Origin of the sequence: Aeromicrobium terrae, from assembly GCF_008039565.1 — a bacterium.
Lineage (GTDB): Bacteria > Actinomycetota > Actinomycetes > Propionibacteriales > Nocardioidaceae > Aeromicrobium > Aeromicrobium terrae.
The window spans coordinates 101,539-123,752 of record NZ_VDUX01000002.1 but is presented as its reverse complement, the minus strand read 5'-3'; the positions used below and the strand labels follow the sequence as shown (position 1 = coordinate 123,752).

The 22,214-nt window shown below is 70.6% G+C and carries 18 protein-coding genes and 2 tRNA genes; 16 read left to right on the top strand and 4 right to left on the bottom strand.

Translation table 11 applies throughout. From position 1 onward, the window contains the following. Window positions 1-5: 5 nt before the first annotated feature. From FHP06_RS04110 to FHP06_RS04080, 7 genes are read left to right on the top strand one after another with little or no spacing between them, the layout of a single operon-like run. A complete protein-coding gene (locus tag FHP06_RS04110; protein ID WP_222706354.1) occupies window positions 6-1,151 on the top strand; it encodes a glutamate--cysteine ligase in 1,146 nt (381 codons plus the stop codon). Further along, on the top strand, window positions 1,148-1,792 hold the full coding sequence (locus FHP06_RS04105) for a mycothiol-dependent nitroreductase Rv2466c family protein (protein WP_147684079.1): 645 nt from the start codon (window positions 1,148-1,150) through the stop codon (window positions 1,790-1,792). Before FHP06_RS04110 ends, FHP06_RS04105 begins: the two co-directional genes overlap by 4 nt. A 21-nt stretch (window positions 1,793-1,813) precedes the next feature. After that, window positions 1,814-2,701: an alpha/beta hydrolase gene (locus FHP06_RS04100; protein WP_147684077.1), complete on the top strand. Its 888-nt coding sequence runs from the start codon at window positions 1,814-1,816 to the stop codon at window positions 2,699-2,701. 33 nt (window positions 2,702-2,734) lie between these two features. Next, window positions 2,735-4,000 (top strand): CDP-glycerol glycerophosphotransferase family protein, encoded by a 1,266-nt coding sequence (locus FHP06_RS04095; RefSeq protein WP_147684075.1) that lies wholly within the window; start codon window positions 2,735-2,737, stop codon window positions 3,998-4,000. A 13-nt stretch (window positions 4,001-4,013) separates the two neighbouring features. Then, window positions 4,014-4,472: a ribose-5-phosphate isomerase gene (locus FHP06_RS04090; RefSeq protein WP_147684073.1), complete on the top strand. Its 459-nt coding sequence runs from the start codon at window positions 4,014-4,016 to the stop codon at window positions 4,470-4,472. After that, on the top strand, window positions 4,465-5,298 hold the full coding sequence (locus FHP06_RS04085) for an Fpg/Nei family DNA glycosylase (RefSeq protein ID WP_147684072.1): 834 nt from the start codon (window positions 4,465-4,467) through the stop codon (window positions 5,296-5,298). Before FHP06_RS04090 ends, FHP06_RS04085 begins: the two co-directional genes overlap by 8 nt. A gap of 44 nt (window positions 5,299-5,342) precedes the next feature. After that, entirely contained in the window at window positions 5,343-6,479 is a 1,137-nt protein-coding gene (locus FHP06_RS04080; protein ID WP_147684070.1) for a PP2C family protein-serine/threonine phosphatase, read from the top strand. Here the strand turns inward: FHP06_RS04080 and FHP06_RS04075 are convergent. After that, window positions 6,455-7,288 carry an oxidoreductase gene (locus tag FHP06_RS04075; RefSeq protein WP_147684068.1) on the bottom strand — a complete coding sequence of 278 codons (834 nt, stop codon included), beginning with the start codon at window positions 7,286-7,288 and terminating at the stop codon, window positions 6,455-6,457. The genes FHP06_RS04080 and FHP06_RS04075 overlap by 25 nt on opposite strands. Before the next feature lie 204 nt (window positions 7,289-7,492). Next, window positions 7,493-7,569: transfer RNA gene (locus tag FHP06_RS04070), tRNA-Gly, on the bottom strand. 122 nt (window positions 7,570-7,691) lie between these two features. On the opposite strand from FHP06_RS04070, the gene FHP06_RS16250 reads away from it, so the two are divergent. Next, window positions 7,692-11,426, top strand: coding sequence for a calcium-binding protein (locus FHP06_RS16250; RefSeq protein ID WP_147684066.1), 3,735 nt, complete (start codon window positions 7,692-7,694; stop codon window positions 11,424-11,426). On the opposite strand, the gene FHP06_RS04060 is transcribed toward FHP06_RS16250, so the two are convergent. Beyond that, the gene (locus FHP06_RS04060) at window positions 11,423-11,971 is read right to left on the bottom strand and encodes a nucleoside/nucleotide kinase family protein (protein WP_147684064.1); all 549 of its coding nucleotides are present in this window, start codon (window positions 11,969-11,971) and stop codon (window positions 11,423-11,425) included. The two genes, FHP06_RS16250 and FHP06_RS04060, sit on opposite strands and share 4 nt — an antisense overlap. Before the next feature lie 35 nt (window positions 11,972-12,006). On the opposite strand from FHP06_RS04060, the gene FHP06_RS04055 reads away from it, so the two are divergent. The 8 genes from FHP06_RS04055 to FHP06_RS04020 all read left to right on the top strand — a co-directional run bounded on the left by FHP06_RS04055 (window position 12,007) and on the right by FHP06_RS04020 (window position 19,363). Next, window positions 12,007-12,083 (top strand) — tRNA-Pro (locus tag FHP06_RS04055). Window positions 12,084-12,121: 38 nt separating this feature from the next. Next, window positions 12,122-13,510: a trigger factor gene (gene tig, locus FHP06_RS04050; protein ID WP_187271770.1), complete on the top strand. Its 1,389-nt coding sequence runs from the start codon at window positions 12,122-12,124 to the stop codon at window positions 13,508-13,510. A 203-nt stretch (window positions 13,511-13,713) separates the two neighbouring features. Further along, window positions 13,714-14,952, top strand: coding sequence for a lipase family alpha/beta hydrolase (locus tag FHP06_RS04045; RefSeq protein ID WP_147684062.1), 1,239 nt, complete (start codon window positions 13,714-13,716; stop codon window positions 14,950-14,952). A gap of 23 nt (window positions 14,953-14,975) precedes the next feature. Then, complete coding sequence (locus FHP06_RS04040) at window positions 14,976-15,449, top strand: SRPBCC family protein (RefSeq protein WP_147684061.1); 474 nt, start codon at window positions 14,976-14,978, stop codon at window positions 15,447-15,449. Window positions 15,450-15,559: 110 nt separating this feature from the next. Continuing rightward, a complete protein-coding gene (locus tag FHP06_RS04035; RefSeq protein ID WP_147685006.1) occupies window positions 15,560-16,138 on the top strand; it encodes an ATP-dependent Clp protease proteolytic subunit in 579 nt (192 codons plus the stop codon). Continuing rightward, window positions 16,063-16,737, top strand: coding sequence for an ATP-dependent Clp protease proteolytic subunit (locus FHP06_RS04030; protein WP_407921273.1), 675 nt, complete (start codon window positions 16,063-16,065; stop codon window positions 16,735-16,737). The genes FHP06_RS04035 and FHP06_RS04030 overlap by 76 nt, the downstream gene beginning before the upstream one ends. A gap of 81 nt (window positions 16,738-16,818) precedes the next feature. Then, on the top strand, window positions 16,819-18,093 hold the full coding sequence (clpX, locus tag FHP06_RS04025) for an ATP-dependent Clp protease ATP-binding subunit ClpX (protein WP_147684057.1): 1,275 nt from the start codon (window positions 16,819-16,821) through the stop codon (window positions 18,091-18,093). A 1-nt stretch (window position 18,094) separates the two neighbouring features. Then, entirely contained in the window at window positions 18,095-19,363 is a 1,269-nt protein-coding gene (locus FHP06_RS04020; protein WP_147684055.1) for a saccharopine dehydrogenase family protein, read from the top strand. Between the two features lie 250 nt (window positions 19,364-19,613). On the opposite strand, the gene valS is transcribed toward FHP06_RS04020, so the two are convergent. Continuing rightward, window positions 19,614-22,196: a valine--tRNA ligase gene (gene valS / locus FHP06_RS04015; RefSeq protein ID WP_147684053.1), complete on the bottom strand. Its 2,583-nt coding sequence runs from the start codon at window positions 22,194-22,196 to the stop codon at window positions 19,614-19,616. Window positions 22,197-22,214: the final 18 nt, after the last annotated feature.

The following is a 22,214-nucleotide window of genomic DNA, read 5'->3' as shown; positions in this document are numbered from 1 at the left end:
GTGCCGTGAGCATCCCGTTCGCCGTCTCCGAGCGCTCGACCGTGGGGATCGAGTGGGAGCTCGCCCTGGTCGACGTCGACTCCGGTGACCTGCGTCAGGTGGCCCAGACGATCCTCGACGCCGTGGCGCCCGACGACGGCGAGCACCCGCACATCCGGCAGGAGCTGTTGCTCAACACCGTCGAGGTCGTGTCCGGCGTCCGGCACACCGTGAAGGAGGCCGGCGCCGACCTCGACCGCGCGATCGAGGAGATCCGCACGATCACGGACCCGCTGCGGGTCGAGCTGATGTGCGCGGGCACGCACCCGTTCGGCCGGTGGTCCCACCAGAAGGTCACCGACAAGGCGCGGTACGCCACCCTCATCGACCGCACGCAGTGGTGGGGGCGGCAGATGCTGATCTACGGCGTGCACGTCCACGTCGGGATCGAGGACCGCGAGAAGGTGCTGCCGATCAGCGCGGCGATGCTGTCGTACTACGGCCACCTGCAGGCGCTCAGCGCGTCGTCGCCGTTCTGGGGCGGCAAGGACACCGGGTACGCCTCGAACCGCGCCCTGATGTTCCAGCAGCTCCCGACCGCCGGCCTCCCGTTCCACTTCCAGCAGTGGGACCAGTTCGAAGCCTACGTCGACGACATGCTCACCACCGGCGTCATCGACCACCTCGACGAGATCCGCTGGGACCTCCGGCCGTCCACGAAGTTCGGCACGCTGGAGGTGCGGATCTGTGACGGGATCCCGTCGATGAGCGAGCTGCTCAGCATCTCGGCGCTGACGCACTGCCTGGTCGAGCACTTCTCGTCGGAGCTGGACGCCGGCCGCACGCTGCCCGACATCCCGCCCTGGTTCGCGCAGGAGAACAAGTGGCGCTCCGCCCGCTACGGCATGGACGCGATCCTGATCCTCGACGAGCACGCGGAGGAGGAGCTGGTCACCACCGACCTGGAGAAGCTGCTCGTCCGCCTGGAGCCGGTCGCCGAGCGCCTCGGCTGCTCCGAGGAGCTGGACGGGGTGCGCGCCATCATGAAGACCGGCGCGTCCTATCAGCGACAGCGCGCGATCGCCGAGGCGAACGACGGTGAGCTCGACGCCGTCGTGAAATCTCTCGTGGAGGAAATGCGCGCGGGGCATCCGTTGTTGAACGTTGTATGACTTCTTCGGGGAACGACAACTCCACACCGACCATCACCACCGAGACCGTCGACTTCTGGTTCGACCCGGTCTGTCCGTGGGCCTGGATGACCTCCCGCTGGATGCTGGAGGTGGAGAAGGTCCGCGACGTGCGCACCGACTTCCACGTCATGAGCCTGTCCGTGCTGAACGAGGGCCGTGACGACCTGGACCCGGGCTACGCCGCCCGCCTGCCCGAGTGGTGGGGACCGGTGCGCGTGGTGATGGCCGCGGAGCAGAAGTACGGCGCCGAGGTGCTGCGCGACCTGTACACCGCGCTCGGCACGCGTCACCACGTCGACGGCCGGGAGTGCGACCGCGAGCTGTACGTCGAGGCGCTCGAGGAGGTCGGCCTGGACGCGTCCCTGGCGGATGCCGCGGACTCGACCGAGCACGACGACGCCATTCGCGCGTCCCACGAGACCGGCATCTCGAAGGTCGGCCAGGAGGTCGGCACCCCCGTCATCGCGATCGCCGACGTCGCCTTCTTCGGGCCGGTCATGAGCCCCGCCCCGCAGGGCGAGCAGGCCGGCAGGATCTTCGACGGTGCTCGGCTGCTCGCCGGCTACGACGGCTTCTTCGAGCTGAAGCGCACCCGCACGCGCGACCCGATCCTCAACTGACGCCGGGGTAGCGTGGCGGCCATGCCGCTGACGCCGGACGCCGTCGAGTACCTCCGACTCCTCGAGACCGAGGAGGTCGCCCACCAGGGGTGGACGATCGACCAGCGCCGCGACGCCGGACGCGCCGAGGCCCTGTCGGTGGAGGACCGGATCGGCCTGGACGACGTGCACGACGTCGACGCCGACGGGGTGCCGTGCCGGGTCTACCGGCCGCGCGTCGGGGCGCCGGTCGCCCTGTACGTCCACGGCGGCGGCTGGGTCTTCCACGACCTCGAGACGCACGACGAGTTCTGCCGCTACCTCGCCCACCGCACCGGCTGGGCGCTCCTGGCCGTCGACTACCGGCTCGCGCCGGAGAACCCCTACCCGGCGCCGCTCGACGACGTCGCGACCGCCGCGCGGTGGCTGCGCGCCGAGGCTCGGTCGCTGCGGCTGTCCGACGAGGTGGTGGCCGGGATCGGCGACTCGTCCGGGGCCAACCTGCTCGCCGGGCTGACGGTGCGGGACGCGAGCCTGCTGGACGCCCTCGTGCTGATCTACCCGCCCGTCGACGCCTCCGCGCCCTACGCCGACGAGGACAACGCAGCGCTCGAGGCGAAGGAGATGGACGCCTACTGGCGGCACTACGCGCCCGGCGCGCTCGCCGACGAGCCGGAGGTCAGCCCGCTCCGAGCGGACGTGTCCGGCTTCCCGCCCACGTTCCTGGTCACCGCTGAACACGACGTCCTGCGCGACCAGGGGGAGGCGTTCGCTGCGTCCCTCGCGGCCGCCGGGGTCGACGTCACGGCCAGCCGCACGCTGGGCATGATCCACGGCTACTGGCGTCATCCGGACCTGCTGCCGCCGGCCGCCGCGACCGTCGTCTCCGTCGGCGCCTTCCTGGAGGAACAGCGCGCAGGCGTGCGCTGAGACGCCGCTGGTCACGCTGGCATACTGACCGTCGTGGCTGACGCGGTGAAGGCGGTCCTCGCCAGGATCAAGGAGCGTTTCACCGACCGGTCGACGCCTCCGTACAGCATCGGGCTGCCCGGGATGCCGGACGGCCCGCCGGAGCCCTCGCGGCTTCCGGCCGTCATCCGGAACCGGCGGCACCGCCGGCGCCTGCGGGCCGCGCTGCGCGAGTACGCGCCCACCATCGGCATGGCGTACGCGGGCCGGGCCGGCGCTCCGTGGCAGCTCGGCATGTGGGAGCCCTACCTGCTCGCGTCCGGCGAGCCGTGCGTGATCTTCCACCTGCACGAGAAGTACCTGGACTTCGTCCGTGCCAACAGCGACCTCAAGTCGCCGATCATCCAGCTGGGCGGCCACCGCTTCGGCGACCTCCGCGACGTGCTGGCCCCGTCGCTCACCAGCCTCTACTACGTGCAGAACGCCAAGAACAACGCCGGCTACATGCGGCACCGCCACGTCACGCACGTCTGGCTGAACCACGGCGACTCCGACAAGCCCGCGAACTTCAACCCGCGCCACGCGAAGTACGACGTCCTCGTCGTGTGCGGGCAGGCCGGCATCGACCGGTACGCCAAGCACGGCATCACGATCCCGCGGGAGAAGTTCGAGATCCTCGGGCGTCCACAGGCGTCCGACATCGAGCCGGCTCGTGGACCGATCGCGTCGCTCGACCAGCCGACCGTCCTCTACGCCCCCACCTGGCAGGGCGTCGACGAGACCGTCAACTTCTCCTCCCTCGAGCGGGGTCCGGAGATCGTGCAGGCGCTCGCCGACCGCGGCGCGCGGGTGATCTTCCGGCCGCACCCGCTGAGCTACCGGTGGGCGAAGCGGCGCAAGGCCATCAAGGCCACCCACGACGTCCTGCGGAAGCACCGCGAGGCCACCGGCGTCGAGCACGTCTTCGGTCAGGTGGCGGACAAGGACTGGAGCGTCGCGGACTGCTGCAACCACGCCGACGCCTTGATCTCCGACGTCTCGAGCGTCGTGTCCGACTTCCTGCAGTCGGAGAAGCCGTACGCGATGACCACGATGAAGACCGGGGTCGATGAGTTCCGCGCCGAGTACTCCGTGGCCGAGACCGCGTACGTCCTCCTCGGTGACCTGTCCAACCTGGACGACGTCCTCGACGACCTGCTCAAGAACGACCCGCTCGCCGAGGCCCGGTCGGAGAAGAAGCGCTACGTGCTCGGCGACTTCACCGGGCACGAGTCGGCCGACGCGTTCGCGGCCTACGTCCGGCGCCTCGCGCAGGGCTGACACAATCGCTGCCATGCGCGTCCACCTCGGCTCCGACCACGCCGGCTTCGAGCTCAAGTCCCACCTGATCGCCTGGCTGTCCGAGCAGGGACACGAGCCCGTCGACCACGGCGCCTCGACCTACGACGCCGAGGACGACTACCCGCCGTTCTGCATCGCCGCCGCCCAAGCCGCTGTCGACGAGCCCGGGTCGCTCGCCGTCGTGATCGGCGGGTCGGGCAACGGCGAGCAGATCGCCGCCAACAAGGTCCAGGGCGCGCGCGCCGCCCTCGCGTGGAGCACCGAGACCGCGGAGCTGGCGCGCCAGCACAACAACGCCCAGGTGGTGTCCATCGGTGCCCGGATGCACACCGCGGAGGAGGCCGTCGCGATCGTCGACGCGTTCCTCTCCGCGGAGTGGAGCGGTGCCGCGCGCCACCAGCGTCGCATCGACATGCTGCTCAGCTACGAGAAGACCGGCGAGCTTGCCTGAGGGTCACACCCTCCACCGCGTCGCCGCGGACCTGCGTCGTCGCTTCGCCGGCCGGGTGGTCGAGTCCTCCAGCCCTCAGGGCCGGTTCGCCCAGGGCGCCGCGCGGGTGGACGGCCGGGTCCTGACCGACGCCGAGGCGTGGGGCAAGCACGTCCTCGTGACGTTCGACGGCCTGGACGACGTCGTGCACGTCCACCTCGGGCTGTTCGGCGGGTGGGCGTTCGCCGACGCGTCGGACGAGGTGCCGCCGGTGGTCGGTCAGGTGCGCTGGCGGCTGCGCGGGCCCGGTGGCCTCGCCGACCTGCGCGGCCCGACGGCGTGCGAGCTGCTCAGCCCGCCACAGGTCGACGCCCTGCTGGCCCGGCTCGGTCCCGACCCGCTGCGAGCGGACGCCGACCCGGACCGCGCGTGGCAGCGGATCTCCCGCTCGCGCGCGTCCATCGCGACGCTGCTGATGGATCAGGCGGTCGTCGCCGGCGTCGGCAACGTCTACCGCGCGGAGGTGCTGTTCCGGCACCAGGTGCCGCCGGATCGTGCGGGACGGGACATCGGACGCGCCACGTGGGACGCGATCTGGGCCGACCTCGTCGTCCTGATGCGCGAGGGGGTGCGCACCGGGACCATCGACACCGTCCGCCCCGAGCACGACCCGGAGGCCATGGGCCGCCCGCCGCGTGACGACGACCACGGAGGGGAGGTGTACGTGTACCGACGCACCGGCCGGCCCTGCCACGTCTGCGGCACCGCGGTGACGACCGAGGTCGTCGGAGGGAGAAATCTGTTCTGGTGCCCCAGGTGTCAAAGCGCCGATAGGCTCACGCCGTGACACACGGGCATGGGAGCGGGGCCTGGGGTGGCGAGGAATCGCGCGTGAAGCGCGTCCTCGCTCGTGTCGTGGGCTTCTTCGACGAGCGCACCACGCGCTGGCGCACGGGCACGAACGAGGGCCAGCTGGCCGCTCTCGCGGCCCTCAGCGCCCTCGCGCTCGGGATGATCTTCATCTCTCTCGCCAGCTACGACTTCGTCCCGGTCGCCACGCTGGTCATCCCGCTCGTCCTGGGCAGCTTCGTGCTGCGGTACCGACCGCTCCTGGTCCTGCTCGCGATCGTCGGCCTCGGCGCCGTCCTCACGGTCACGAAGCAGACGCTCGACACGGAGTTCACCTCGGCACGGATCAGCAACCTGCTCACCGTGATCCTCGTGGGTCTTCTCATCCTGTTCGCCGCCAGCCGCTACCGCAGCGGGCTGCCGGGGCCGCTGGGCGAGGCCATGCTGGTCGAGCTGAACGACCGGCTGCAGTCCCAGGGCGTGGTGCCGACGCTGCCTGAGGGCTGGCGGTCCCAGTCTGCGGTGCTGTCGGCGGGCGGCGCCAAGTTCGCCGGCGACTTCCTCGTCGCGAACCTCTCCGAGGACCAGAAGCGTCTCGAGATGGTGCTCGTCGACGTGTGCGGCAAGGGCGTCGGTGCCGGCACCCAGTCGTTGCAGTTCGCCGGAGCGCTCGGCGGCCTCATCGGGTCGCTGCCACCGCTCGGGCTGTTCGCCGCGGCCAACGACTTCCTGCTCCGGCAGCGGTGGGACGAGGGCTTCGCCACCGCCGTGCACGTGCTCGTGCACCTCGACACGGGTGCCTACTCAGTCATCAACGCCGGCCACCCGCCGGCCCTGAGGTGGTCGCACCACGAGAGCGTCTGGGTCGTCGACGGCGCCCGCGGCACCGCGCTCGGCATCCTCGAGCGGCCCGACTTCCATCGCAGCGTCGGGACCCTCGAGCCCGGCGACGCTCTGATGTTCTACACCGACGGCGTCGTGGAGTCGCGCATCCGCGACGTGCGCAGCGGGATCGACTGGCTGCGGGGGAGGGCCGGACAGGTCGTCCTCAAGGACGGGTTCGAGAACGCACCGCGGCGCATCCTCGGCGACGTCCTGGCGCAGGACGACGACCGCGCCGTCCTGATCCTCGACCGGAAGCTGCCGGTCGTCGACTACGCGCGGGGCCGCGGGAACTGAGCCCGCATCGCCACGTCCCACATGCGGTCGGGCATGAGGCGGCGGGTGCCGATGGACAGCCGCGCCGACGGCGTGACGGTGTAGCGCGCCCGCGGGCGCCGGGTCGTCAACGCCTTCTCGATCACCTTCGCCACCGCGGCGGGCGGGCCGCCCAGCCGCCGCATGGGACCGCTGTACGCGTCGGACGTCGCGGACGCGACCTTGCGGTTGAAGTGGCCGTAAGGACCGTCGTCGTCGAGGTCCATCGAGGCCACGGCCGCGTTCTCGAAGTTCGTCGTGATCAGGCCGGGCTCGACCAGCACGACGTGGACGCCGAACCCGCCGACCTCGAAGCGCATCGCGTCGGAGAACGCCTCGACCGCGTACTTCGTGGCGTGGTACGCGCCTCCGCCGGGAAAGACGAGCTTGCCGCCCATCGACGAGATGTTCACGATCCGCCCGCTGCCCTGCGACCGCATCGTCGGCAGGACGAGCTGGCTCATCCGCAGCAGCCCGAACACGTTGGTCTCGAACTGGCGCCGGACGTCGGCGAGGTCGAGCGTCTCGGACGCGCCGGACTGCGAGTAGCCCGCGTTGTTGACCAGGCCGTCGATGCGACCGGCTTCCGCGAGCACCGTGTCGACCGCCTCGGTCATCGACGACTCGTCGGTCACGTCGAGCGCCAGGGTCTTGCAGCCGGCCTCGGCCAGCCCGGTCAGCGTCTCGGGCCGCCGCGCCGTGGCGTAGACCGTCCAGCCGTTCTTGGCGAGCCACTCGGCCGTCGCCTCCCCGATCCCCGACGAGCACCCGGTGATCAGCACTGTCCTCATGGGCAGATCATGCCGAGATGTGGCGGGTTAGTCACCCAAAACGCCCGTCTGACGCCCCGAGACGGTGCGCAAGCGGCCACATCTCGCTGACCGGGGGCTTCGGCGTGCATGGAGCGGACGACGAGTCCCTTGACGGGCGCCTTCGGCGCGGGCAGGGGCCCATCGAGGTCGGGTCGTCCGCTCGCCGGACGGCTTCGCCGTGAATGGAGCGGACGACGAGACTCGAACTCGCAACATTCTGCTTGGAAGGCAGAGACTCTAACCAATTGAGCTACGTCCGCGCGCTGCCTGAGCAGCGGGTCCATGATGCCACAGCACCGGGGGACGGTCCGCGCGCCGTCCGAAGAAAAATGCCCGCTGAGGTGGGGATTCGCTCTATCGTCGGACTGTGCAGGGGTGGCCGGTGCACGACCGGGCTGCGCGGGGGCTCGTCTTCGCGCGATGCGTTGGCGCCCTCCTGTTGATCGCCTTCGTCTCGCTCGCACCGGCGGTCGCGATGGCCGACGACTACAGCGGCGGCGGCGGCGACGACGTCCACGTCCACGAGAACACGACGGACGACACGATCTCCGGGGGCGGCGGGAACGACACGCTCGACGGCAGCGGGGGGACGGACACCGTCCTCGGCGACGGCACCACGAGTGCCGACGCGGCCGACGGTGACACGCCCGACCTCGTCGGTGGCGACGACCCGCAGGTGGCCGGCGGCGACGGTGCCGACACCGTCGTCGGTGACGGCGGGGTGTCGGCCGGTGAGGAGGGGGTCCTCCAGGGTGGCGACGACGTCATCTGGGGCGACGCGCTGGCTCCGACCGCGTCGGACGGAGACGACGTCATCACCGGCGACGGCGATGTCCAAGGGTCCCTGGGCGCCCTCCTGCTTGGCGGTGCTGACCTGATCCACGGCGGCGGCGGGGACGACTTCATCAAGGGTGACGGTCTCGCGGACAGTGCCGACGACCACCTCTCCCAGGTGGTGGGCGGCGACGACATCATCTGGGGCGACGCGGGGAACGACACCGTGTGGGGTGACGGCGGGTCGAACGGCCCGCACATGAACGGGGCGGAGATCGTCAACTCCCTGCTCGGCGGCGACGACACCGTCCACGGTGGCGACGGCGACGACACCATCTGGGGCGAGGGCGTCAACTTCGCGGACGTCCCCACCGGCGGCAACGACACCCTGTTCGGCGACGCCGGGAACGACACGGTCTACGGGCAGTCGGGGAGAGACACGATCGACGGCGGCGACGACAACGACGTGGTCGCCGGCGAGGCCAACGGCTTCTCCGAGGGCTTCGTCGGCGAGGACGACACCGTCAGCGGAGGCGCGGGCGACGACGCGGTGTACGGCGACGGCTCCATGGACACCGAGAGCCTCGTCGACCAGATCCTGGTCGGCGGTTCCGACGTCGCGAACGGCGACGACGGGAACGACGACGTGTTCGGCGACGGCCTCGCTCATGGCTTCGTCGACGGGGCGTTCATCCAGCTGCACGGCGGCGCGGACCAGGTGAACGGCGGCGCCGGCGAGGACCAGATGGAGGGAGACGGCGAGGCCGTGATCTTTGGCGGCGGGTCGGGCTCGGTGGTGCTGCTCGGGGGGGACGACACGCTCGACGGCGGCGCCGACCACGACGAGATCTACGGCGACGGCTGGGCCTTGCTGCACGCGACGGGCACGGCCGAGCTGACCGGCGGCGCCGACGACCTGTCCGGCGGCGACGGCGACGACTGGATGTGGGGCGACGGGTGGGCCGTCATCGACGTCGGTGGGGTCGCCACCCTCCACGGCGGGGACGACACGCTCCACGGAGGCCTGGGTGTCGACCACCTCATCGGCGATGGCTCGACCGAGGTCCAGAGCGGCGGGACCGGCACCGTCTACGGAGGGGACGACGAGCTGTACGGGGGCGACGGCGACGACTGGATCTGGGGCGAGTCCCAGGGCAGCGCCACGCCGCAGACCCTGATCGGCGGCGACGACCGGCTGTTCGGCGAGGCCGGCAACGACCGCATCCAGGGCCAGAGCGGCAACGACTACATCTGTGGCGGCGAGGGCGACGACATTCTCACGGGCGGCGACGGCATCGACCTCGCCTGCGCCGTCGACGACGCCATCGACGTCGAGGTCGGCAAGGGCGGCACGCTCGACGTCTCGATCAACGACGAGAAGCTGAACGACGAGACGGCGGAGGAGCGCGCCGCCACGCACTACTCGATCGTGTCGCTCTCGCCGGGGATCGCCGCCGTGATCGACGAGCACACCGGCGTGATCACGTTCCTGTCCGCGGACCAGGACGGCGAGGTCGAGTACCAGGTGATCCGCGACGGCAATCCCTTTGCGACGCTCGCGATGGTGCTCGTGACCGTGTTCGAGGGCAGCGACCCGCCGCCCAACACCGACCCCGAGCCGCCGCCGCACGACGACGGCGGAGGACGCGACCGGGACGGCGGCCCGGACCGCTCCGTCATCGACGACCCGGTCGTCCCGGTCATCGTCCCGATCATCGCGCCCGTCGACGGACCCGTCGAGGACCCGGTCGACAGCAGGGTCGACACCATCGACCCTGTCGACGAGCTGGCGGACCTCACCGAAGGCCTGACGGACACCCGACCCGACGAAGCAGACCCGGAGAGCGGAGTCGACCTCTCCGACCCCATCGCGTTCGGCGCCACCCACACGTCGGACTCCTTCGCGGAGCTGCTGCGTGGACCCCTCGGCCCGGTGGTGGTCGTCAGCGTCGCGACGACCGCGATGATCACGGTCGGTGGTGGTGCGGGCATCGCCGCGCAGAGCCTGGCGATGTCGCGGATCGGCAGCACCAGCGCGTACGGACCCGCCGCCCGGGCACGCCGGGCGTCCAAGTCGCGCGCCCGTGCCAAGGAGCGCGTGAGCCGCGAGACGTCGGACACGAAGCGGGCCTCGGCGCGCTCGACCTACGAGCCCGACCGGTTCGCCACGATCACCCGCGGCATCGGCCCGGGCGACCGGTCCAGGACCTGGCGGTTCCCCGGCTGGCGGCCGATCGACGCAGCGAGCGTCGCGGTGCCGCACCGCCTCGCCCCGCACAGCCCCCTGGCCGCCCGGCTGGCGATCGACGGCACCGAGGTCCGGGCGATGTTCGGGTCGCTGTGGACGCTGGCACCGGTCCTGGGCCTGGTCGTCGGCGTGCTCGCGGCGGCCTCGTCCGACGGTCGCGCCATGCCGCCGCCGTTGTGGCTCCTGCTGGCCGGCGCGATCCTGACGACGTTCGACGCCCTCGCCGGTGCCGTCGCCTTCACGGTCTACATCGCGGCCGGTGTCCTGTCCGGCACGATGACCAACTCGCAAGCGCCGGACCTCGTCCACTCGGTCCTCGTCTACTGCGCCGTCGGCTTCCTGTGGACGTCGATCCCGCTCATCGGCTCGGCGATGCGGCCGTTCCGCCGCCTCGGCGACGGGTCCGTCCGCCACGTCTGGGACACGGTCGCGGACCTCGCGATCGCCTCGCTGCTGTGCGCCTGGGTGACCCGCGGCCTGATGCAGTCGATGGACAGCTTCGCGGGGGAGCAGACCGGACTGCCGGCACACGCCGGGCTCGTGGCACTCACCGTCCTGGGCTGCGTCGCGGTCCGCATCCTGTCGGAGAACGCCGCGGCGCGGCTCTACCCGCTGCGCCTGCAGGCCGTCGAGGCGTCGGCCGAGTTCCCCGACGCGACGGTGCTCGCCGGGCTCGGCGGCGTCGCGTTCCGGACGTTCCTGTTCTCGTTCATCGGCTACTCGTTCGTCGGCAGCTGCTGGCAGTGGTGGGTGGGCACGGCGCTCTACTGCGCGCCGCAGGTCCTCACGGCGCTCGGCACGAAGTTCCGCAGGGTCGACTGGATCCAGCGACTGCTTCCACGCGGCGTCACGGCACTGTTCGTCCTGCTGGTGGTCGGCGCGGCGGTGGTCGGGCTGGTCAAGGCGGCGGCCTCGTCGGACCTGGAGACGGTGCGCTGGGTCTTCGTGCTGCTGGCCGTCCCGCCGCTGGTGATGACGGTGCTGAAGTCGTTCACCGACAAGAAGGACGGTGCGACGACGTGGTTCCAGGAGTTCCTCGGCCTCGGCGTGGTCGTCGCGACCGCCTGGCTGGCCTTCAACGGCTGGAGCACCTAGACCGAGGACCGCACCCGCAAGTCCGCCGCCGCGACGGTCTGCTCGGCGGCGAAGAGCGCGCGCTCCTGCTCGGCCCAGACGTCCCACCACGGCTCGTAGACGTCGCCGTCGCGGGCCATCGCCCGGGCGTGGCGGACGTCCTCGGGGGCGTCGACCCACACCAGGAGGCTGAGGAACGGCCGGACGACGCGGGCACCGCTGCCGCAGCCGTCGAGGACGAGGTACCGGTCCGGGTCCAGCCGCAGGACCTCACCGGGGCGGTCGTGCTCCCAGTCCCAGCGGCGAGCCGTGGCCGGCTGGCCCAGTGACAACGGCGTCAGGACGTCCCGCGCGAGCACGGGAGGAATCGCCGCCAGCCCGCGCCACCCGGGCACCAGGTCGTCGACGCGCAGCACCGTGGCCCCGAGCGTCTCGCCGAGGCCGTCGGCGAGCTCGGTCTTGCCCGCCCCGCTCGGCCCGTCCACGCCGACGACGGTCACGGGACCGCAGGCCGGCAGCCGGCCGCGGACCGTGTCCGCCAGCGCCTCGTACCGGATTCGGGCCATCACTGCAGTCTCCACTAGACTGGCAAGTCGGCAGACGGGATGTAGCGCAGCTTGGTAGCGCATCCGCTTTGGGAGCGGAAGGTCGCAGGTTCAAATCCTGTCATCCCGACCATCCCGCGCCCGCATCGTCATCAACCCAGGAGTTCCTTCGTGAAGACCAGCACCGAGTCCTTGAGCCCCACCCGGGTCAAGCTCACCATCGAAGTCCCGTTCGAGGAGTTCGAGCCCAACCTCAAGGACGCCTACCAGGCGATCGGTGCCCAGGTCACCGTGCCGGGCTTCCGGAAGGGCAAGGTGCCGGCGGCCGTCGTCGACCAGCGCGTGGGCCGCAACGTGGTCCTGGACGAGGCCATCAACGCCGCCCTGCCGCAGTGGTACAGCCAGGCGGTCCAGGAGCAGGAGATCCAGCCGCTCAGCCAGCCGGAGATCGACCTCACCAAGTTCAGCGACGGCGAGCCCATCGAGATCACCGCCGAGCTCGACGTCCGTCCGCCCATCACGCTCCCCGACATCTCCGGGATCTCCGTCGAGGTCAAGGACGCCGAGGTCACCGACGCCGACGTCGACGAGCAGCTCGAGGCCCTCCGTGAGCGCTTCGCCACGTTCACCGAGGTCGAGCGCCCCGTCCAGGCGGGCGACGTCCTCACCATCGACCTCAACGCCGCCGACAAGGACGGCAACGCGATCGAGGGCGCGCAGGCCGAGGGCATGCCGTACACGGTCGGCAAGACCGAGATGCTCGACGGTCTCGACGAGGCCGTCACCGGCCTCGAGGCCGGCGGCACTGCCACCTTCGCCTCACAGCTCGTCGGCGGCGAGCTGAAGGGCCAGGACGTCGACGTCACGGTCACCGTCAAGGAGGTCAAGGAGCAGGCGCTGCCCGACCTCGACGAGGAGTTCGTGCAGATGGCGTCGGAGTTCGACACCCTCGACGAGCTGCGCGCCGACCTGAAGGACCGCCTCACCCGCGGCAAGCGGATGGAGCAGGCCAACGAGGCCCGCGACCTGGTGCTCGACGAGATCATCGGCCAGATCGAGATCCCGCTGCCCGACGGCCTGGTGGCCGAGGAGCTCGGCTCGCGCCGCGAGCAGGTCACCCAGCAGCTCGCCTTCGCCGGCATGAGCATGGACGACTACCTCGCCGAGGAGGGCCAGACCCTCGAGGAGTTCGAGGCCGACCTCGAGCGCCGTGTCCGTGAGTCGATCATCGCCCAGTTCGTGCTCGACCAGGTGGTCGCCGACGGCGAGTTCGGCATCGACGACACCGAGCTGAGCCAGCACATCATGCGGCGCGCCCAGCAGTCCGGCCAGGACCCGAACTCCTACATCCAGCACATCATGGAGCACAACCACGTGCCGGAGATGATGAGCGAGGTCCTGCGCGGCAAGGCCCTGGCCTCGCTCGTCGAGACCGCCACGGTCAAGGACGCCTCGGGCAACTCGCTCGACCTCTCGCGTCTGCGCGCCGACGGCACGATCGCCACGGACGAGCAGCTCGCCGCCGAGGCTGAGGCGGACTCAGCGAGCTCTGCGAGCTGACGTCCGACCAGGTCGAGTGCGTTGCGGCGAAGCCGCCCGGCGTATCGAGACCTCGCAGGCGTCCAAGCCCGCTCGGGGTGTGGTCTCGATACGCCCCCAGCTCGCTGGCGCTCGCGGGGGCACTCGACCACCGAGTGCTTACGTGATGAAAAACGCGCTTGCGTCAGGTTCCGATCGCGGCGAGATACCGGCAGTATGGACCCATGCCAGCTGAGCCCGCCCGGACCACGGACGTCGCTGCCCTGGCACTGGACCACGTCGACCGGCTGATCGTCGGCACCGTCCGCGACATGCACCAGGCGGTGGCCAGGCGCGCGTTCGGGGCGACCCGGGTCGTCGGCGGCAAGGTCCCCGAGTCCCTGCACGACGCCGTGGTCACGTCGATCTACGGCGCGGTCTCCGGGTTCCTGCGCCTGTCCAGCGGATCGGTGCGCGCGCTCGCCGCGCGCGGTGTCGGCCGTCCGGTCGAGAGCAGCCGCTTCGGCCGACAGGTCGTGTCCGCCGTGAACGGCTTGATCGGCGACGAGCTGCGGATGCTCGACGACCCGCAGGCCATCGTCATGGCCGTCCGCAAGGACGGCGCAGACGTGCCGGCCACCGGCTGGCAGGTCGCCGAGGCGTTTCGCGGCGCCGGCAGCCACCTCGTCGTCTTCCTGCACGGGCTGTGCGAGAGCGACGAGTCGTGGGGCACGGTCTACTCGCAGCGCATCGTCGACGACACCGACGGCACCCCGGTGATGATCCGCTACAACACCGGCCTGCACGTCTCCGAGAACGGCAAGCACCTCGACGTCCTGCTGGAGCAGCTCGTCGCGTCGTGGCCCGTCGACGTCACCCGCATCACCCTCGTCGGTCACTCCATGGGCGGGCTCGTCGCCCGCGCGGCCACCAACCACGCCACCGCGTCGGGCAAGACCTGGCAGCACCTGGTGCGCGACGTCGTCTGCCTCGGCACGCCGCACACCGGCGCCCGCCTCGAGAAGGTCGCCCACGTCGGCTCACGCGTCCTGCGGTTCCTGCCCGAGACGCGGCCGTTCAGCGCGATCCTGGAGTCCCGCTCGGCCGGCATCGTGGACCTGCGCCACGGCTACATCACCCGCGACGAGTGGGAGGGGCAGGACCTCACCGCCCAGTGGGGACTCGACCGCATCGCCGCCGCGCCGCTGCCGCACGCGGAGTACCACTTCGTCGCGGCCACCCTCGGCGCGTCGCAGCGGCACCCGCTGAGCAGCGTCCTCGGCGACGTCCTCGTGCACTTCTCCTCGGCCACCGGCGTCGGCCGCTCCGGCCCCGTGGTCGAGGGTGCCCGGTTCGAGTACATCCCGAGCGCCCACCACTTCGCCCTGCTCAGCCACCCGCGCGTCGCGGACTGGCTGGTCGAGTGGCTGAACGCCCGCCAGAGCAACCCGCGCCAGCTGCCCGCGTCGGCCACCCAGGCCTGACGCATCACTCCCGGAGGACCCGCATGAGCCGCAAGACCCCTGTCGCGCCCCTCGAGGCCAGCATCCACGTCGACGCGCCGCCGTCCGCCGTGTGGGCGGTCGTCTCCGACCAGCGCCGCATGAACGAGTGGAGCCCGGAGACCTGGAAGCAGAAGTTCTTCGGCGGTGAGGTCGGCGTCGGCACGCGCAGCCTCAACCTGAACAAGCGCAAGGGCTTCGTCTGGCCCACCGCGAGCCGCGTCGTCGAGTTCGTCCCGGAGAAGCGCATCGCGTTCTACGTCTACGGACCGGGCGCCCAGTGGTCCTACGACCTCGAGCCCGTCGACGGCGGCACCAAGGTCGTCGAGCGCCGTGAGCTGAAGGGCGGCAAGCGCACGATCGCGTCCCAGGTGACGGCGGCGCTCGCGCTGGGCGGCATCGCCGAGCACGACGTCGAGCTGCTCGCCGGCATGAAGTCCACGCTCGAGCGGATCAAGGCCGAGGCCGAGCGCGCCTGAGCCCTTCGGCGCTGAATCTGCCGTCAGCGAACAGACGGTGTCATCGCGTGTGTCGCCGTCATCCGCCGTCTAGGGTCGAGGACGTGAACACAGAGAACCCCGCCCCCCGCATGGCGGCCGGCGACCTCAACCCGCAGGACCTCGACGGCCACATCTACCAGCGGCTGCTCAGCGAGCGCATCGTCTTCCTGGGCTCGGAGGTGCGCGACCAGAACGCCAACGCGATCTGCGCGCAGATGCTCCTGCTCAACGCCGAGGACGACAAGGCCGACATCTTCCTGTACATCAACTCGCCCGGCGGCTCCGTCGACTCCGGCATGGCGATCTACGACACCATGCAGTTCATCCCGAACGACGTCGTCACCGTCGGCATGGGCCTGGCCGCCTCCATGGGCCAGTTCCTGCTGGCCGCGGGCACCAAGGGCAAGCGGTACGCCCTGCCGCACGCGCGCATCATGATGCACCAGCCGTCTGGCGGCATCGGGGGCTCCGCGTCCGACATCAAGATCCAGGCCGAGCAGAGCCTGCTGCTGAAGAAGCAGCTGAACGAGCTGCAGGCCCACCACACCGGCCAGACCCTCGAGCAGATCGAGATCGACTCCGACCGCGATCGGTGGTTCACGCCGACCGAGGCCAAGGAGTACGGCTTCATCGACCACGTGGTCGCGAGCGCAGGAGACGTCAAGTGAGCTACTACATCCCGCAGTGGGAGGAGCGCACGTCCTACGGGTTCCGGCGCATCGACCCCTACGCCAAGCTGTTCGAGGACCGCATCATCTTCGTCGGCACGCCCATCAGCGACGACGTCGCCAACGCCGTCATGGCCCAGCTGCTGTGCCTGCAGCAGATGGACCCCGACCGCGACATCCAGCTGTACATCAACAGCCCGGGCGGCTCGTTCACGGCGATGACGGCCATCTACGACACGATGCGCTACCTCAAGCCCGACGTGCAGACGGTCTGCCTCGGCCAGGCGGCCTCCGCCGCGGCCGTGCTGCTGGCCGCCGGCGCCCCCGGCAAGCGGTACGCGCTGCCCAACAGCCGCATCCTGATCCACCAGCCCTACACCGAGGGCACCGGCGGTCAGATCTCCGACCTGGAGATCCAGGCCAACGAGATCATCCGCATGCGCGAGCTGCTGGAGTCGATGATCGCCGAGGCCACCGGCAAGTCCACCGACGAGATCAGCCGTGACGTCGAGCGAGACAAGATCCTCACGGCCGAGCAGGCGGTGGAGTACGGCCTGATCGACCAGGTCTTCGACACGCTGAAGACGACTCCTGCATGACCCGCGACGCAGACCGGCTTCGCCGGTACTGTGATCAGGGTGACGCTGGCACCGACGGTCCTGTCTGAGAGGGGATGACCCGTGGCACGCATCGGCGAGACGGCCGACCTGCTGAAGTGCTCCTTCTGCGGAAAGAGCCAGAAGCAGGTCAAGAAGCTCATCGCGGGCCCGGGCGTCTACATCTGCGACGAGTGCATCGACCTCTGCAACGAGATCATCGAGGAGGAGCTGGCCGAGGGCGCCGAGCTCAGCCTCGGTGAGCTGCCCAAGCCGCAGGAGATCTACGACTTCCTCGGCGGGTACGTCATCGGGCAGGACGACGCGAAGCGGTCGCTCGCCGTGGCGGTGTACAACCACTACAAGCGCGTGCAGGCGCAGGCGTCCGCCGGTCGGGGCAAGGACGACGCGGTCGAGCTGGCCAAGTCCAACATCCTGCTCGTCGGCCCCACCGGCTGCGGCAAGACGTACCTGGCCCAGACGCTGGCGCGGATGCTCAACGTCCCGTTCGCCATCGCCGACGCCACGGCCCTCACCGAGGCCGGCTACGTCGGCGAGGACGTCGAGAACATCCTCCTCAAGCTCATCCAGGCCGCCGACTACGACGTCAAGAAGGCCGAGACGGGCATCATCTACATCGACGAGGTCGACAAGATCTCGCGCAAGAGCGAGAACCCGTCCATCACGCGCGACGTGTCCGGAGAGGGCGTGCAGCAGGCGCTGCTGAAGATCCTCGAGGGCACCACGGCATCCGTCCCGCCGCAGGGCGGGCGCAAGCACCCGCACCAGGAGTTCATCCAGATCGACACCACGAACGTGCTGTTCATCGTGGGCGGCGCGTTCGCCGGTCTCGAGGAGATCATCGAGCAGCGCAGCGGCAAGGTCGGCCTCGGCTTCAACGTCGGCGGCGCCGAGACCCAGGTCCCGGAGGGCCAGCCGGTGCAGCTGTACTCGAAGGTGCTCCCGGAGGACCTCCTGAAGTTCGGCCTCATCCCGGAGTTCATCGGCCGTCTGCCGGTCATCGCGGCCGTCGACAACCTCGACAAGGACGCGCTCGTCACCATCCTCACCGAGCCCCGCAACGCGCTCACCAAGCAGTTCGTGCGGTTGTTCGAGATCGACGGCGTCGAGCTGGAGTTCACCCGCGAGTCGTGCGAGGCGATGGCCGACCTCGCGCTCGCCCGCGGCACCGGCGCCCGCGGACTGCGCTCGATCATCGAGCACGTCCTGCAGCCGGTCATGTACGACATCCCGAGCCGCGACGACGTCGCCAAGGTGGTCGTGACCGCCGAGACCGTCCAGGGCACCGAGGGCCCGACCGTCCTCACCCACGACGAGGTCGAGAAGAAGGCCTCCTGACGTGACCTCCGTTCCTCCGGCAGGGGGGCGTGAGCTCGACGTCGTCGTCTACGGGGCCACCGGCTTTGTCGGCGCCCTGACGGCGAAGTACCTCGCCGAGCACGCACCCGAGGGCACGCGCATCGGCCTGGCCGGCCGCAACCTCGCCAAGCTCGAGAAGACCCGGGCCGAGCTGCCCGCCTCCGCACACGACTGGCCGCTGATCGAGGCCGACGCCGACTCGCCCGCCTCGCTCGACGCGATGGCGGCCCGCACGCGGGTCGTCGCCACCACCGTCGGCCCGTACCTGCGCTACGGCGAGGCCCTTCTGGCCGCCGTCGCCAACGCCGGCACCGACTACGTCGACCTCACCGGCGAGGTGCCGTTCATCCGCTACTCCATCGACAAGGTGGGGGAGCAGGCCGCCGCCACGGGCGCACGCATCGTGCACGGTTGTGGCTTCGACTCCATCCCGTCCGACGTCGGCGTCTACCTCCTGCACCAGGCGGTCCAGGCCGACGACGCGGGCGAGCTCACCGACACCACGCTGGTCGTCACCTCGATGCGCGGCGGGCTGTCCGGCGGCACCATCGACTCGATGCGCGTCATCTCCGACCTCGCCCGCGAGAAGGAGTCGCGCCGGGTGCTGCTCAACCCGCACGCCCTGTCGTCCGGCCCGAACGAGCGGGCCGCCGGCGACCGCAAGGCCGAGCCGAGCGACATGGCGATCGTCGCCGCGTCCACGGTCGACCCGTCGCTGTCCGGCACCCTCGGCCCGTTCCTGATGGCCAGCTACAACACCCGCATCGTCCGCCGCACCAACTACCTGCTGGGTGGTGTCTACGGCACGGCGTTCCGCTACGGCGAGACCATGGCGCTCGGCCGCAACAAGGTCTTCTCTCGCGTCGCCGCCACGGGAGTCGCCGCGGGCATGGGGGCGTTCTTCGGCGCCATGGCGATGAAGCCCACGCGCCGGGTGCTCGACCGGTTCCTGCCCGCGCCGGGCGAGGGCCCGAGCGAGGAGTCCCGCGAGCGCGGTCACTTCGACATCCGGGTCTTCACCAAGACCACCACGGGGGCGCGCTACCGCTCGCGCGTCGCCGCTCAGGGCGACCCTGGCTACAAGGCCACCGCGATGATGTTCGGCGAGGCGGCGCTCACGCTGGCCCTCGACCGCGACCGGCTGCCCGACCTGCACGGCGTGCTCACGCCCGTCTCGGCGATGGGCGACGCCCTCGTCGACCGCCTCCGCGCCGCCGGCATGGTGCTCGAGGCGACCCGCCTCGGCTGACGTCGCCCTCCGTTGCGGAGCAAGGTTTACCCGGTTAAGTGGGTAAACCGACACTCCTCGAGGCAAATTTGCCTGCAGGAGTGCATGTTTGCCTCGGTACGTCACCGTGAGTGGTCAGGACGAGGCGCGCGGCATCAACCGCCGCGATCCCCGCGACATCTCCAGGAAACCCTGCACATCTCACGGCGAATGTGCCGTGAGATGTGCAGGTTTACCCACTTAACCGGGTAAACCGCACCGGCCCGACGCCCTACTCCGCCTCGGCCAGGACCGCGTCGACGCGCATCTCGTCGCCGTCGTCGGACGGCACGAGCTCGACGGTGCCGACCACGCGGCCGGCGGCCTTGACGTCGTCCAGCGCGTGCTGGAGCAGGTCCAGCGCCTCCTGCTGGGCACGGACGGTGACCGCGGTGACCTCGGTGCGCTGGCTGACCTTCGCCACCGACTTGGCGCCGCGGATGCCCGCGAGCGCCTCGGCCGCGCGCGTGAGGACGGCCGGGTCACGCGGCACGGTGGCCAGGTCGACGTCGGCGTCCGGCCACGAGGACCGGTGGATCGAGCCCTCCTGCCACCACGACCACACCTCTTCGGTGACGTAGGGCAGGAACGGTGCGAGCAGGCGCAGCTGGACCGACAGGGCCAGCACGAACGCGGCCTTGGCCGACGTCCCGGACGCGTCGTCCCGGCGCGCGCGCTCCTTGACCAGCTCGAGGTAGTCGTCGCAGAAGTCCCAGAAGAACTTCTCGGTGACCTCGAGGGCCGACGCGTAGTCGTACTCGTCGAGGTGCTCGGTGGCGTCCTCGACGACCTGGCGCAGGCGACGCAGCATGGCGAGGTCGAGCGGCTCGGTGACGAGCGCCGGGTCGAGCAGGGAGGCGTCGGCGCCGAGGCCGTACTGCTCGGGGCTGGCCAGCACGAACTTGCTCGCGTTCAGCACCTTCATGCTGAGGCGGCGGCCGACCTTCATCTGACCCTCGTCGAACGGGGAGTCCGCGCCGGGCCGGGCACCCGCCGCACGCCAGCGGACGGCGTCCGAGCCGTACTTGGCGAGGATCTCGTCGGGGACGACGACGTTGCCCTTGCTCTTGCTCATCTTCTTGCGGTCGGGATCGACGACGAACCCGGAGAGCGCGGCGTGGCTCCACGGCACCTCGCCGTGCTCCAGGTGCGAACGCGTGACCGTGGAGAACAACCAGGTGCGGATGATGTCGTGCGCCTGGGGCCTCAGGTCCATCGGGAACGTCTTCTCGAACAGCTCCGGGTCGCGCTCCCAGCCGCAGACGATCTGCGGCGTGAGGGACGACGTCGCCCACGTGTCGAGGACGTCCGGGTCGGCCATGAAGCCGCCGGGCTGACCGCGCTGCGCCTCGTCGTAGCCGGGCGGGGCCTGCGACGCCGGGTCGACCGGAAGGGCGGCCTCCTCGGCGAAGATGGGCGCGTCGTAGCGCGGCTGTGAGTCGTCGTCGAGCGGGTACCAGACCGGGAACGGGATGCCGAAGAACCGCTGCCGGCTGATCAGCCAGTCGCCGTTGAGGCCCTCGATCCAGTTCGAGTACCGCGACTGCATGTAGCCGGGGATCCACTCGATCTCGTCGCCCCGGGCGACCAGGGCGCTGCGCAGGTCGGCGTCCCGGCCGCCGTTGGTGATGTACCACTGGCGCGTGGAGACGATCTCCAGCGGCTTGTCGCCGCGCTCGTAGAAGTTCGTCATGCGCTGCGTGGGCTCGGGCTCGCCGTCGAGGTCGCCGCTCGCCTTGAGCGCCTCGGTGATCAGCTCACGCGCGGTGAACGTGGTCTTGCCGGACAGCTCGGCGAACAGCTCGCGGCCGGCGTCGGTGGTGATCCAGTCCGGCACCTCGCGCAGGATGCGGCCGTCGCGCGCGATGACCGTGCGGTTGGGCAGGTCGAACTCGCGCCACCACTGGACGTCGGTGAGGTCGCCGAAGGTGCAGCAGTGCACGATGCCGGAGCCCTTCTCGGGGTCCGCGAGCGTGTGGGCGATGACGGGCACCTCGACGCCGAAGATCGGCGACGTGACCGTGCTGCCGAACAGGTGCTGGTAGCGCTCGTCGTCCGGGTGCGCGATGAGCGCGACCGCCGCCGGCGTCAGCTCCGGGCGGGTGGTCTCGATGTACACCGGGCCGTCAGCGTGGTGATAGGCGACGCGGTGGTAGGCGCCCGGGTAGTCGCGGGCCTCGAGCTCGGCCTGCGCGACGGCGGTCTGGTACGTGACGTCCCAGAGCGTCGGCGCGTCCTGCTGGTACGCCTCGCCGCGGGCCACGTTCCGCAGGAACGCGCGCTGCGAGACGGTCTGCGAGTCGGCGCCGATCGTGGTGTAGGTCTGCGACCAGTCGACCGAGAGACCGAGCGTGCGCCACAGGCTCTCGAAGACCTTCTCGTCCTCCTGGACGAGCTCGTTGCACAGCTCGATGAAGTTGCGGCGGCTGATCGCGACCTGGCGCTTGGCATCGGGCTTGGCCGGGGGTGTGAAGTCGGGGTCATAGGGGAGCGACGGGTCGCACCGGACGCCGTAGTAGTTCTGTACCCGGCGCTCGGTCGGCAGGCCGTTGTCGTCCCAGCCCATCGGGTAGAAGACCTCCTTGCCGCGCATCCGCTGGTAGCGGGCGATGAGGTCGGTGTGCGTGTAGCTGAACACGTGGCCGACGTGCAGCGACCCGGAGACGGTGGGCGGCGGCGTGTCGATCGAGTAGATCTCGTCGCGGCTCCGGCTGCGGTCGAAGGTGTAGGTGCCCTGCTCCTGCCAGCGGGCGGACCACACCTCCTCGAGGCCTTCGAGGACGGGCTTGTCGGGGACGGTGCTCACGGGCGACAAGTCTAGGAGCACCGTCCC